11 protein-coding genes and 1 pseudogene are annotated in these 11,395 nt (G+C 63.7%); 6 read left to right on the top strand and 6 right to left on the bottom strand.

The genetic code is table 11. The annotated features are described in order from the left end of the window. Positions 1-15: 15 nt before the first annotated feature. The gene (htpX, locus tag ACSQ3Z_RS02045; protein WP_436169727.1) at positions 16-1,035 is read right to left on the bottom strand and encodes a zinc metalloprotease HtpX; all 1,020 of its coding nucleotides are present in this window, start codon (positions 1,033-1,035) and stop codon (positions 16-18) included. Positions 1,036-1,137: 102 nt separating this feature from the next. Here htpX and ACSQ3Z_RS02040 point away from each other — a divergent pair, with 102 nt between their 5' ends. Then, positions 1,138-1,359 (top strand): DUF1674 domain-containing protein, encoded by a 222-nt coding sequence (locus ACSQ3Z_RS02040; RefSeq protein ID WP_436169726.1) that lies wholly within the window; start codon positions 1,138-1,140, stop codon positions 1,357-1,359. Positions 1,360-1,369: 10 nt separating this feature from the next. Here ACSQ3Z_RS02040 and ACSQ3Z_RS02035 read toward each other — a convergent pair whose 3' ends face one another. Then, positions 1,370-2,035, bottom strand: a complete 666-nt coding sequence (locus ACSQ3Z_RS02035; protein WP_436169725.1) for an HAD-IA family hydrolase — start codon at positions 2,033-2,035, stop codon at positions 1,370-1,372. A gap of 170 nt (positions 2,036-2,205) precedes the next feature. Between ACSQ3Z_RS02035 and ACSQ3Z_RS02030 the strand changes: the two genes are divergently transcribed. From ACSQ3Z_RS02030 to ACSQ3Z_RS02020, 3 genes and pseudogenes are all read left to right on the top strand, one after another. Further along, positions 2,206-3,075: a transglutaminase-like domain-containing protein gene (locus tag ACSQ3Z_RS02030; protein ID WP_436169724.1), complete on the top strand. Its 870-nt coding sequence runs from the start codon at positions 2,206-2,208 to the stop codon at positions 3,073-3,075. Between the two features lie 313 nt (positions 3,076-3,388). Further along, complete coding sequence (locus ACSQ3Z_RS02025; protein ID WP_436169723.1) at positions 3,389-4,750, top strand: pilus assembly protein TadG-related protein; 1,362 nt, start codon at positions 3,389-3,391, stop codon at positions 4,748-4,750. 291 nt (positions 4,751-5,041) lie between these two features. Then, a pseudogene (locus ACSQ3Z_RS02020) lies at positions 5,042-5,197 on the top strand (SAM-dependent methyltransferase); the annotation flags it as partial. 7 nt (positions 5,198-5,204) lie between these two features. Here the strand turns inward: ACSQ3Z_RS02020 and ACSQ3Z_RS02015 are convergent. Together ACSQ3Z_RS02015 and acs are read right to left on the bottom strand one after the other, a co-directional pair. Continuing rightward, positions 5,205-5,954 (bottom strand): MOSC domain-containing protein, encoded by a 750-nt coding sequence (locus tag ACSQ3Z_RS02015; protein ID WP_436169722.1) that lies wholly within the window; start codon positions 5,952-5,954, stop codon positions 5,205-5,207. Further along, on the bottom strand, positions 5,954-7,909 hold the full coding sequence (gene acs / locus ACSQ3Z_RS02010; protein WP_436169721.1) for an acetate--CoA ligase: 1,956 nt from the start codon (positions 7,907-7,909) through the stop codon (positions 5,954-5,956). The genes ACSQ3Z_RS02015 and acs overlap by 1 nt, the downstream gene beginning before the upstream one ends. Positions 7,910-8,217: 308 nt before the next feature. Here acs and ACSQ3Z_RS02005 point away from each other — a divergent pair, with 308 nt between their 5' ends. Both ACSQ3Z_RS02005 and ACSQ3Z_RS02000 read left to right on the top strand, forming a co-directional pair. Next, on the top strand, positions 8,218-8,490 hold the full coding sequence (locus ACSQ3Z_RS02005; protein WP_192181965.1) for an usg protein: 273 nt from the start codon (positions 8,218-8,220) through the stop codon (positions 8,488-8,490). 12 nt (positions 8,491-8,502) lie between these two features. Next, entirely contained in the window at positions 8,503-9,072 is a 570-nt protein-coding gene (locus ACSQ3Z_RS02000) for a GNAT family N-acetyltransferase (protein WP_436169720.1), read from the top strand. A gap of 9 nt (positions 9,073-9,081) precedes the next feature. Here the strand turns inward: ACSQ3Z_RS02000 and ACSQ3Z_RS01995 are convergent, their stop codons facing one another. Together ACSQ3Z_RS01995 and ACSQ3Z_RS01990 are read right to left on the bottom strand one after the other, a co-directional pair. Next, entirely contained in the window at positions 9,082-10,116 is a 1,035-nt protein-coding gene (locus tag ACSQ3Z_RS01995; RefSeq protein WP_436169719.1) for an aldo/keto reductase, read from the bottom strand. Between the two features lie 44 nt (positions 10,117-10,160). Next, a complete protein-coding gene (locus ACSQ3Z_RS01990; protein WP_436169718.1) occupies positions 10,161-11,342 on the bottom strand; it encodes an MFS transporter in 1,182 nt (393 codons plus the stop codon). Positions 11,343-11,395: the final 53 nt, after the last annotated feature.

Raw genomic sequence — 11,395 nt, 5'->3', positions numbered from 1 at the left:
TGCCTGTTGCGCCGCTCACGACCACGGACCTTTGGGTCCGGTCGGGTTGCGTCCCCATGGGTTGGATTTCGGCCGCGCCGGTTCAGCCGGCGGCTGCGGCTCGGCTGACTTGCCCCACGGCCCCGCCGATGGCTGCTCGTCCGCTTGGCGTGGCGTCGGCGCTTGGCGGGGTGCCGCCTGCGACGCACCGCCCATCTCCCGCGCCATCGCCTGCAGGGCGGCGATGCGGTTGTCGGTGTTTGGATGTGTGGAGAACAGACTGTCCATGCGCTCGCCGGAAAGCGGGTTGATGATGAAGAGATGGGCCATGGCCGGGTTGCGCTCGGCATCCGGGTTGGGGATGCGTTCGGCGCTGCGGGCGATCTTGTCAAGGGCCGAAGCCAGCCAAAGCGGGTTTCCGACGATCTCGGCACCACGCCGGTCGGCCTCGTATTCGCGGGTGCGGCTCACCGCCATCTGCACGATCATGGCGGCGAAGGGCGCCACCAGCATGGCCACCAGCACGCCGACGAAGCCGAACGGGTTGTTGTTGTCGCGGCTGCCGCCGAAGAAGAAGGCGAAATTGCCGAGCATCGAGATGGCGCCGGCAAGCGTGGCGACGACTGTCATGGTCAGCGTGTCGCGGTGCTGCACATGGGCGAGTTCGTGCGCCATCACCGCCGCGACCTCCTCATGCGACAGCCGCTGCAACAGCCCGGTCGAGGCCGCCACCGCGGCATTCTCGGGATTGCGACCGGTGGCGAAGGCGTTGGGCTGAGGGTTGTCGATCAGATAGGTCTTCGGCATCGGCAGTCCGGCCCGCTGGGCGAGCGCCTGGACGATGGCGTAATATTCGGGCGCGTTCTTCTCGTCGACCTCGATGGCGTGGTTCATCGACAGCACCATCTCGTCGGCGTTCCAATAGCTGAACAGATTGGTGCCGGCGGCGATCAGCAGCGCGATCATCATGCCGCCCGTGCCGCCGATCAGGAAGCCGACGCCCATGAACAGCGCGGTCATCGCGGCGAGAAGCATAGCGGTGCGAAGGGTGTTCATCGTCTCATCCGTCCGTGGTGGCGAAAAGGGGTCGATCCTTGCGGGTTCATGGCTATATGATGGGAAACGCCTGCCCCTGTTTCAATCCGCCGGGACTATCGCATGACCGACCAGACCATCAAAGCCGACACCGGCCCGGATCGCGACCTATCGCAAAGGCCGCTGACGCCGGCGGCCAGCCGCGCGCTGGCCGAAGCCAAGGCACGCCGTGAAGAATATCGCGAAAAGGAAGCCGCACTGCAGAAGGAAATCGGCGGCCGCGGCGGCAAGGAGCCCGGCCGCTATGGCGACTGGGAAGTGAAGGGCCTGACCAGCGACTTTTAGCGGGTCGGCCTTAGGCCGCGGCCAGCTCCGGTGCGGGGGCGATCCAGCCGCGGTCATCGACGGCGATGCCGAGCCTGTCATAGGAGCTGATTGCCGCATGCCGCGTCTGCAGCGGATGGCTGTGCGTGGCGCTGATCACCATGACAGTGGCTTCGGCTGCCTCGGCCGCCGCAATGCCGGCGGGGGCATCCTCGAAGACGAGGCAATCGCGTGCGTCGACGCCGAGCCGTTCAGCTGCCAGCCGGAAGCAATCGGGCGCTGGCTTGCCGCGGGTGACATCCTCGGCGGCGACAATGACGGCCGGAACCGGGATGCCGGCTGCCTTCATGCGCAGCAGCGCCAGCTCGCGCGGCGCTGATGTGGCGATGGCCCAGCGTTCGGGTGGCAGCGACTTCAGAAAGGCGACGGCGCCGGCGATGGGGAGGATGCCATCGAGGTCGGCGGCCTCGGCCTGCAACAGCGCATCGGCCTCGCGCACCGGGTCGACGCCCGGAAGATTGAGCCGGCCGATGGTCTCGATCGCCCGCACCCCGTGGATCGTCGGCAGGAATGCGGCGACGTCGAGGCCTTGGCGCTGCGCCCACTGCGTCCACACCCTTTCGGCGGCGGCGATGGAGTTGATTACCGTGCCGTCCATGTCGAACAGAAAGGCCGCGAATTTTCTGCCTGCAAACATCTGATATCCTGGTGTTGTTTTGGGGGGTCGGTTTGGGAGGGTGCGACCGTAGCGTCATGGCCTTGCCATTGGAAGCCGTGGCGTCACCTTTTCGGCTCGCTGCGCGGAACCATGGTCCTCTTTGCGCGTTGAGGTCATTCACTTCCAAGAAGACCAAAGGGGGGACCGCGATGCTGATCAGGCTCGGCTACGAAATCGCTATTGAGAGTGACGCAGCAACGCCGATCATTTCGCTGCTCGACATCCACCGGGAGCGCCAGGCCGACATCAAGCGGCAGACGCGCGTGCTGACGTCGCCCTCGGTTCCGACCAGGGTCTATCACGACCGCCACGGCAACAGCTGCCGCCGTTTCACCGCCCCCTCCGGCGGGTTCCGCATCCTTTACGATGCGGTTATCGAGGACAGCGGCGAGGCCGACGATGTCAACACGCTGGCCAGGGAAACACCGGTGGCGCAACTGCCCGATGAGGTGCTCGTCTATCTGCTGGGCAGCCGCTATTGCGAGACCGACCATCTCGGCAACCTCGCCTGGCAGCGCTTCGGCCAGCTTCTGCCCGGCTGGGCGCGGGTGCAGGCGATCGTCGACTATGTCCACAACCGTCTGTCGTTCGGCTACGGCTATGCGCGCTCGACCCGCACGGCGGCGCAGGCGCATGAGGAGCGCGTCGGCGTCTGCCGCGACTTTGCCCATCTGGCGATCGCGCTCTGCCGCTGCATGAACATCCCGGCCCGCTATGTGAACGGTTATCTCGGCGACATTGGCGTGCCGCTTGATCCGGCGCCGATGGATTTTTCGGCATGGATGGAGGTCTTCCTCGACGGCAAGTGGTACACGTTCGATCCCCGCCACAATGTGCCGAGGATCGGCCGTGTCGTCATCGCGCGCGGCCGCGACGCCACCGACGTGCCGCTGCTGCACAGTTTCGGCCAGCACCGGCTCTCGCTGTTCAAGGTCTGGACCTACGAACAGGAACGCAATCTGTTCAATCCGCCCTATCACGGCGTCGACAGGACCGTCAGCGCCCAGATGCTGGCCTGACGACGCCATTAGCGGCCGGCTTGTGCCTGAGATCGACGGGTGATCCGCTTCGGGACAAGGTGTCTGTACCGGATCGGGACCGAAAGGTGCCACACCGGGGGCACAAGGCGGATCATGGTAAGCACTTCGTAAAGGAAGTCGCGGCTGGGGTTTTCTGTTTACCGGCTGTTCACCTTGCTTCGCTTCGAAAGCAAGTGAAAACAATGGCTTGACAGGAGATAACGGCTTTCGCGGTCGCGGCAGCGCCATCCGGCCGGATTCCTGCACCTTCCCTCATGCGGTTTCGAGGCCGCGGCACGTGGAGGGCGGAAAGATGCTGCAGTTCAGGGGTTTTGTTCAGGCGGCTGGCGGCTTTGCCAGGGATCGCGGCGGAAACTTCGCCATCGTCTTCGGCGCGGCAGTGTCGGTGCTGGCGCTGGGTGTCGGCTTCGCGGTCAATGTCTCCCAGCTCTACAACGCAAAATCGAGCCTGCAGGGCGTCGTCGACGCGGCAGTGACCTCGACAGCACGGGATATAACCACCGGCGACATCAACGAGGCCGATGCGAACAAGTCGGTGCAGGCTTTTCTCGACGCCAACAGCGCGGCCGGCATCCTGCGGGCTGACCAAATCGTTCTCGACAAATTGACGGTCGACAGGACGGCCAGGACCGTCAGGGCGGACGTCCACGTCGATGTCGCCTTCTATTTCCCGCTGTTCAGCATGGGCGACATGCAGCGCGTGGGCGTCTCCACTACCGCGCTTTACTCGGACAAGACGATCGAGGTGGCCATGATGCTCGATGTGACCGGATCGATGGCCGGTCAAAAGATAAAGGACTTGCGGGCCGCCGCCGCAAATGCGGTCGACAGCTTCCTCGACAATCAGAACCAGGCCAACCCCAGGGTGCGCGTTTCCATCGTACCCTACGCCAATTCGGTCAATGCCGGCTCGCTTGCGGAAAGCAGCGTCTATGTCGAAACCAAGGCCAGCCAGCGCAAACAGGCCCCGGGCAATGACGACCCGCAATATGTCTCTGCGTCGTCACGCCCGGACAATTGTGCCACCGAGCGCAAGGGCACCTATCAGTATTCGGACGCAGGGCCAGATGTCAGCATGGTCAATCGCGACTATTTCCTGTCGGGCTTCGCACAGAACAGCCGCACCGCAGCTTGCCCGGCCGCTGCCCTGGTGCCGCTGACGACGGACGCCGATGCGCTGAAGAATGTCATCAAGACCTTTGCCGCCTCGGGCGGCACCGCTGGCCATATCGGCGTGCAATGGGCCTGGTACATGCTTTCCGAGAACTGGGGCAGCGTGATGAAGGCTTCGCAGCGGCCGGCAAAGATGGACCCGAAAAGGGTCGCCAAGATCGCGATCCTGATGACCGACGGTGAGTTCAACCTGTCCTATTTCGACGCCAGCAGCGTCGGCGAGGTCTACAACGACGCCGGCAAGGAACCGACCCGCACCGCGGCAAAGACGCTGTGCGCCGCCATGCGCGACCAGGGCATCGAAATCTTCACCATAGGCTTCGACCTCCAGGAGAAAAATGCCAAGGCGACGTTGCAGGATTGCGCGAGCGCCGACACAGGCAAGATCAAGCACTTCTATCAGGCGGCCAACGGGACCGAGCTCAACGCGGCGTTCCTGGAGATCGCACGCAACATCGAGACCCTGGCATTGACCAGGTAGCAATTTGCAAACGGAAAAGGCCGCCGCTTCTTTCGAAGCCGGCGGCCTTCCGTGTTTCCGTCCATGGCGCGGTCTCTGGCGGCGACGCTCTCACGCCACCTGCCGCGCATCTCGCGCCTTAACGGGAAGACTGCTTCCCGAAAGTGCAATCCGCTGAGGCCACGTTCTGGAAAACGAAATCACTCGACATCGGATCACCTCCTTTCGATCTGTTGAACACATCCTCATGATGGGGTGCGTCGCAGCAAAAGACAAGGCGCGGATTTGAAAAGCCGCAAGACCACCTTTGCCGTCGGCGAGGCAAAGGCGCGGCTCTGGCTGCTCTATCTCTCCGGCTGTTCGATCACCTTCGAACGCGCCTCGGCGCAGATTTTCCAGACCGTCGCCACCAGGCGCGCACGAGGTCCGAGCGGCCTGCCGCCGACACGGGCGGATCTGTATAGCTAAATCTTAGCTACAGGAACCGCATCGGCGCGACGACCTCGACTCGCGCCGGCCGGTCGACGGTGCAGTAGACGCCGAGATTGTGCGCGTTGTGGCGGACCAGGTTGCGCAGGATCGCTGGGTCATGGTCGAAGCCGTCCTGGGCGATGATGGTGAAGCCGCAGCGGCGGCATGGCTCGGAGATGGTCAGATGCAGGTCGCCGATCGCGAGCTTCCTGCCGATCCATTCCGTTTCGAGGAACGAGCCTTCGACCGCCGCCATGTCGACGACGATGTTGGGGCGGAAGCGGCGCGGGTCGGCGGCGCCTTCCGGGTGCAGCGCCTTCAACCGCGCCAGCGAGGCGGTGGTCAGCAGATGGATGGGGGCCTTGCGGTAGCGCTCTGTGGTCAGCGGCCCGGCATAGTCAGGCGCGGCGTTTTCGCGGCGGAACGGCCGGATCGAAGCTTCGAAGCCGAGCAAGGCGGAGATGGCGCGGTCGCTTTCGGCGCCCGGCGCGCTCAGCCAGTCGCCGCCGGGGACGGCGATCTCGAGCATGCGGTCATGGACCAGCCGGGTGCGGATGAGCGGCACCTTGTGCCATTTCGCGTCGCGGTCGGGCCGCGCGATCTCATTGTCCGATCGATCGACGAGGCCGAACATGCGGTCTCCGTCGATGCTTTCGGGGCCGACAGAGATCGCTTCCAGGCGCTCGCCGGCGAGCGAACTCGCCGGATAGCGCCAGAGTTGGGCAACCGCGCCCAGGGCAGCCTTGTCCTGCATCAAGCCTTCTTGTTCTGCCGGTTGGCGACAAGGTCGTCGACGACGGCCGGATCGGCCAGTGTCGAGGTGTCGCCGAGCGCGCCGAAGTCGTCCTCGGCGATCTTGCGCAGGATACGGCGCATGATCTTGCCGGAACGGGTTTTTGGCAGGCCCGGCGCGAACTGGATCTTGTCGGGCGTGGCGATGGCGCCGATCTCCTTGCGGACATGGCTGACGAGTTCCTTGCGCAGATCTTCGTTCGGTATCTCGCCGGCCATCAGCGTGACATAGCAGTAGATGCCTTGCCCCTTGATGTCGTGCGGGTAGCCGACGACCGCGGCTTCTGAAACCTTGTCATGGCTGACCAAGGCCGATTCGACTTCCGCGGTGCCCATCCGGTGGCCGGAGACGTTGATGACGTCGTCGACGCGACCGGTGATCCAATAGTAGCCGTCTTCGTCGCGGCGGCAGCCGTCGCCGGTGAAGTACTTGCCCTTGTAGGTGGAGAAATAGGTCTGCACGAAGCGGTCGTGATCGCCATAGACTGTGCGCATCATGCCTGGCCAGGAATCGGTGATGCAGAGATTGCCGTCGGACGCCCCCTCGAGCACCTTGCCATCGTTGTCGACCAGTTGCGGCTTGACGCCGAAGAAGGGTCGCGTCGCCGAACCCGCCTTGAGGTTGGTGGCGCCGGGCAGCGGCGTGATCAGGATGCCGCCGGTCTCGGTCTGCCACCAGGTGTCGACGATCGGCACCTTGCCGTTGCCGACAACGTTGAAATACCACTCCCAGGCTTCCGGATTGATCGGCTCGCCGACCGAGCCCAGAACGCGCAGCGACTTGCGCGAGGTCTTCGTCACATGGGCGTCGCCGGCGCCCATCAGGGCGCGCAGCGCCGTTGGCGCGGTGTAGAAGATGTTGACCTTGTGCTTGTCTATGACCTCCCAGAAGCGGGCCTGCGAAGGGTAGTTGGGCACGCCTTCGAACATCAGCGTGGTGGCGCCATTGGCGAGCGGTCCGTAGACGATGTAGCTGTGGCCGGTGACCCAGCCGACATCGGCGGTGCACCAGTAGATGTCGCCGTCATGGTAGTCGAAGACATATTGGTGGGTCATCGAGGCATAGACGAGATAGCCGGCGGTGGTGTGCAGCACGCCCTTCGGTTTGCCGGTCGATCCGGATGTGTAGAGGATGAACAGCGGATCCTCGGCCTTCATCTTCTCCGGCTTGCATTCCGCTTTCACCGAAGCGATTTCGTCGTGGTACCAGACGTCGCGTCCCGGAGCCCAGCCGACCTTGCCGCCGGTGCGGCGCACGACGACGACCTTGTTGACCATCACGAAGTTCTTGGCGGCGATGTCGATCGCCTTGTCGGTGTTTTCCTTCAGCGGAATGGCCTTGCCGCCGCGCAGGCCTTCATCGGCGGTGATGACGAAGGTCGATTCGCAGTCGACGATGCGGCCGGCGAGCGCGTCGGGAGAAAAGCCGCCAAAGACGATCGAATGGATGGCGCCGATGCGCGTGCAGGCAAGCATCGCATAGGCCGCTTCCGGGATCATCGGCATGTAGATGGTGACACGGTCGCCCTTCTTGACGCCGTGCTTCTTCATTACATTGGCGAGCCGGCAGACGTGCTCGTAAAGCTCATTGTAGGTGATCTTCTTGTCGTCGTACGGATTGTCGCCTTCCCAGATGATGGCGGTCTGGTCGCCGCGCTTCTTCAGGTGCCGGTCGATGCAGTTGTACGAGACGTTGGTCAGCCCGTCCTCGAACCATTTGATCGAGACCTTGCCGTTGAAGGAGGTGTTCTTGACCTTGCTGAAGGGCTTGAACCAGTCGATGCGCTTGCCGTGCTTGCCCCAGAATTTGTCCGGGTTCTTGACGCTGTCGGCATACCATTTGAGATAGGTGTCGTTGTCGATCAGCGCGTTCTTCTTCCACACCGGTTGGACGTGATGGACATGAACCTCGGACATTTCTTCACTTCCCTCCCGAAACCAAGCCGCCGGCTTGAGCGCCGGCGGGCATCGCGGCAATGCGGCCGCGAATTTCGCGCGCATTATTAACAGTTCCGCGATGACGGCAATATTAGACGTTGGATTCGCGTGGCGGGATGCCGCAGGGGCATCGTGCAATGCTTGTCAGCACTCGACCATGGTCGCTGCTAACTGCATGTTTTCGCGCGGAAAACCCGGATGCGATCAGGAAAAATCAATAGACAGTTAAATAACAAGGCGCACAATCCGATGTCGGGAGGAAAGGAGAATCGATGCAGGGGGCTGCAATGCATGACCATTCCGAAATGGACCTGATGCTCAAAGGCTATGGCTTGACCACAGCCAAGATTCTTTATCATTTTCCCGACCATCCGCATCTGCTGCAGAGCTACATCTGGCAGGATTACGACATCGCGCCGAAATTCCCGGTGCTGATCCGGTTCATCGAATTCTGGAAGACCAAGCTCGACGGGCCGCTGCATTCGGTGACCTATACGCACCAGAAGCTGATTGCGCCGAATGAGTGGCGGAAGGTCGACGGCGAGTTCGTGCTGCATTAGGCTCAAAACCTAATGTTCGACCACAAGTCCAGCGATCCATCGAAGGTTGGCCGCTGGACAAGACGGATGCTGTGCATGTCCTCCACCTTCACCGTCAGGCGCGCCACGCCAGAGGACGAGTCCGGGCTAAATCAGTTGCTTCTTGCGTCCTACCCCGGCCTGATGCGCGCAGCATACGACGAGACCATTCTTGACGCTGCGCTGCCTTTGATCACCCGCGCAAACCCGGCGCTACTTTCTGCCGGCACCTACTATCTCGCGGTAAATGAGCGTGACTTTGCCGTTGGCTGCGGCGGCTGGTCCTGGGAACGGCCTGGAAGCTCTGAAGTGAAGGACGAACTTGCGCACATCCGACATTTCGCCACTCATCCCGAATGGTTGCGCCGCGGGGTCGGGCACGCGCTTTACCGGCGTTGCGAGGAAGATGCACGGTCGTCAGGTGCGCGCCGTTTCGAATGCCACGCGAGTCTCAACGCAGAGCCGTTCTATTCGGCGTTGGGTTTCAGGTCGATGGGGCGGATCGAAGTCCGCATTGGCCCTGGGCCGATGTTACCCTGCATCCTGATGGAACGAGCCTTTTGACGACGACGGTCAGACCGCTGGCGGGCTCAGCCGAGCGAATGCCTCCTGGCGCCTATAGGGGAAATAAGGGTAGGGCGCGGTGACTTCGCTTGCGGCATCGAGCCTCTTCATCTGCTCTGGCGTCAGCGTCCAGCCGACGGCGCCGAGGTTCTGGCGCAGTTGCTCCTCGTTGCGGGCGCCGATGATGACAGAGGAGACGGTCGGGCGCTGCAGCAGCCAGTTGATGGCGATCTGCGGTACGGTCTTGCCGGTTTCCCGCGCTACCGCATCGAGCGCTTCGACCACCCGATAGAGATGCTCGTCTTCGACAGGCGGCCCAAAACTGGCCGTGTCGTGCAGCCGGCTCTTTTCCGGCAGCCTCTCACCGCGACGGATCTTGCCGGTCAGGCGACCCCAGCCGAGCGGGCTCCACACCAGCGCGCCGACGCCCTGGTCGAGGCCGAGCGGCATCAGCTCCCATTCATAGTCGCGGCCGACCAGCGAATAGTAGACCTGATGCGCGATGTAGCGCGGATAGCCGTGCCTGTCGGCCAGGCCGAGCGATTTCATCACCTGCCAGCCGGAGAAATTGGAGACGCCGACATAGCGCAATTTGCCGGCGCGCACGAGGTCGTCCAGCGTCGACAGCACCTCCGCGATCGGCGTTGCGGCGTCGAAGGCATGCAGTTGCAGAATGTCGATGTAATCGGTGCCGAGACGCCTCAGCGCGTCCTCCACCGCCCTGATGAGCCGCGACCGCGAGGAACCGTAGTCGGCTGGTCCATCGCCCATCGGCAGTGAGGTTTTCGTCGAGATCAGCACGGCGTCGCGGCGACCTTTGATGGCCGCGCCGAGCACCTCTTCGGAAGCGCCGTTCGAATAGACATCGGCTGTGTCGAAGAGATTGACACCGGCCTCAAGGCAGATGTCGACCAGCCGCCGCGCTTCGTCCGCGTCACTGTTGCCCCAGGCGCCGAACAGCGGCCCCAAACCGCCGAACGTGCCGGCGCCGAATGAAAGCACGGGAACCTTCAGGCCCGATGCACCAAGGTGTCGATAGTCCATTTTCTTGCTCCTTGTGAGGTCGAAAGGGTGTTGTCCGAAGACTGTCACGAGCGGGTGGATGCCGGTTCGCTTAGCGCCGGGTCGCGATCGAGGCGCAGCGCCAGTGCGGCCACGCCGAGCGCCGAAAGCGGCAGCAAGGCGGCGACCCAGGTGACGGCACCGAGGCCGGGGCCGTGGGCTATGACCACGCCGCCCAGCCAGGCGCCGGCGGCGTTGCCGAGATTGAAGGCGGCGATGTTGAAGGAGGAAGCGAGGCTCTGTCCGGCGCCTTCGGCCTTTTCCAGCACCCACATCTGCAGCGGCGCCACGGTGGCGAAGGCGGCAGCGCCGAGCAGGCCGACATAGAGGACGGCCATTACCTGGTTGTGCAAGGCGAGGGTCATGGTGGCGAGCACCAGCGCCAGTACGACGAGGCTGCCGAGCACGGACGGCACCAGCCAGCGGTCGGCTGCCTTGCCACCAATGAGATTGCCGGCGATGAGGCCGCCGCCGAAGACGAGCAGGATCGGCGACACCGCCGCTTCGCCAAAGCCGCTGATCTCGGTGAGCAAGGGAGCGATGTAGGTGAAGACGGCGAACACGCCGGCATAGCCAAGCACGGTGGTGGCGAAGCCGAGCAATACCGGTGCGCGGGCAAGGACGGCGAGATCGGCGCTGAGGTTGGTCTTCTCCGGCGCTGCCTGGCCGCGCGGCACCAGAAGGAGGATGATGCTAAAGGCGGCGAGCCCGACCAACGTCACCGCCCAGAAGGTCGCGCGCCAGCCGAAGGCCTGGCCGAGCCAGGTGCCGAAGGGCACGCCGAGAATGTTGGCGATGGTGAGCCCGGTGAACACCAGGGCGATCGCCGACGCTTTCTTGTTGGGCGCCACCAACCCCGTCGCCACCACCGAGCCGACGCCGAAGAAGGTGCCGTGGGCAAAGGCGGTGAGCACGCGGGCGCCCATCAGCGTCCAGTAGTCGGGGGCCAAAGCACAGGCGAGATTGCCGATGGTGAAAATCGCCATCAGCGCCAGAAGCACGGTCTTGCGCGGCCAGCGGCCGGTGGCGATGGTCAAGAGCGGCGCGCCGATGACGACGCCCAGCGCATAGCCGGAAATGAGCTGGCCGGCGGCCGAGATCGAGACTCCGAGATCGGTGCTGACGTCGATGAGCAGGCCCATGATGACGAATTCGGTGACGCCGATGCCGAAGGCGCCGGCGGCAAGGGCATAGAGAGCAAGAGGCATGGCGGTCGTCCTATTGGTCGCGGAAGGACGCTTGTCCCCGCGTCCCGACCAGC

It is taken from the genome of Mesorhizobium sp. LjNodule214 (assembly GCF_964252735.1).
Lineage (GTDB): Bacteria > Pseudomonadota > Alphaproteobacteria > Rhizobiales > Rhizobiaceae > Mesorhizobium.
Note: the sequence above shows the minus strand (reverse complement) of the source record. Positions and strands in the feature narration are given on the sequence as shown.

What these genes read in the sequence shown, in the direction of transcription:
- htpX (WP_436169727.1), bottom strand. Translation starts at nt 1,035, where the DNA reads ATGAACACCCTTCGCACCGCTATGCTTCTCGCCGCGATGACCGCGCTG.
- ACSQ3Z_RS02040 (WP_436169726.1), top strand. Translation starts at nt 1,138, where the DNA reads ATGACCGACCAGACCATCAAAGCCGACACCGGCCCGGATCGCGACCTA.
- ACSQ3Z_RS02035 (WP_436169725.1), bottom strand. Translation starts at nt 2,035, where the DNA reads ATGTTTGCAGGCAGAAAATTCGCGGCCTTTCTGTTCGACATGGACGGC.
- ACSQ3Z_RS02030 (WP_436169724.1), top strand. Translation starts at nt 2,206, where the DNA reads ATGCTGATCAGGCTCGGCTACGAAATCGCTATTGAGAGTGACGCAGCA.
- ACSQ3Z_RS02025 (WP_436169723.1), top strand. Translation starts at nt 3,389, where the DNA reads ATGCTGCAGTTCAGGGGTTTTGTTCAGGCGGCTGGCGGCTTTGCCAGG.
- ACSQ3Z_RS02015 (WP_436169722.1), bottom strand. Translation starts at nt 5,954, where the DNA reads ATGCAGGACAAGGCTGCCCTGGGCGCGGTTGCCCAACTCTGGCGCTAT.
- acs (WP_436169721.1), bottom strand. Translation starts at nt 7,909, where the DNA reads ATGTCCGAGGTTCATGTCCATCACGTCCAACCGGTGTGGAAGAAGAAC.
- ACSQ3Z_RS02005 (WP_192181965.1), top strand. Translation starts at nt 8,218, where the DNA reads ATGCATGACCATTCCGAAATGGACCTGATGCTCAAAGGCTATGGCTTG.
- ACSQ3Z_RS02000 (WP_436169720.1), top strand. Translation starts at nt 8,503, where the DNA reads ATGTTCGACCACAAGTCCAGCGATCCATCGAAGGTTGGCCGCTGGACA.
- ACSQ3Z_RS01995 (WP_436169719.1), bottom strand. Translation starts at nt 10,116, where the DNA reads ATGGACTATCGACACCTTGGTGCATCGGGCCTGAAGGTTCCCGTGCTT.
- ACSQ3Z_RS01990 (WP_436169718.1), bottom strand. Translation starts at nt 11,342, where the DNA reads ATGCCTCTTGCTCTCTATGCCCTTGCCGCCGGCGCCTTCGGCATCGGC.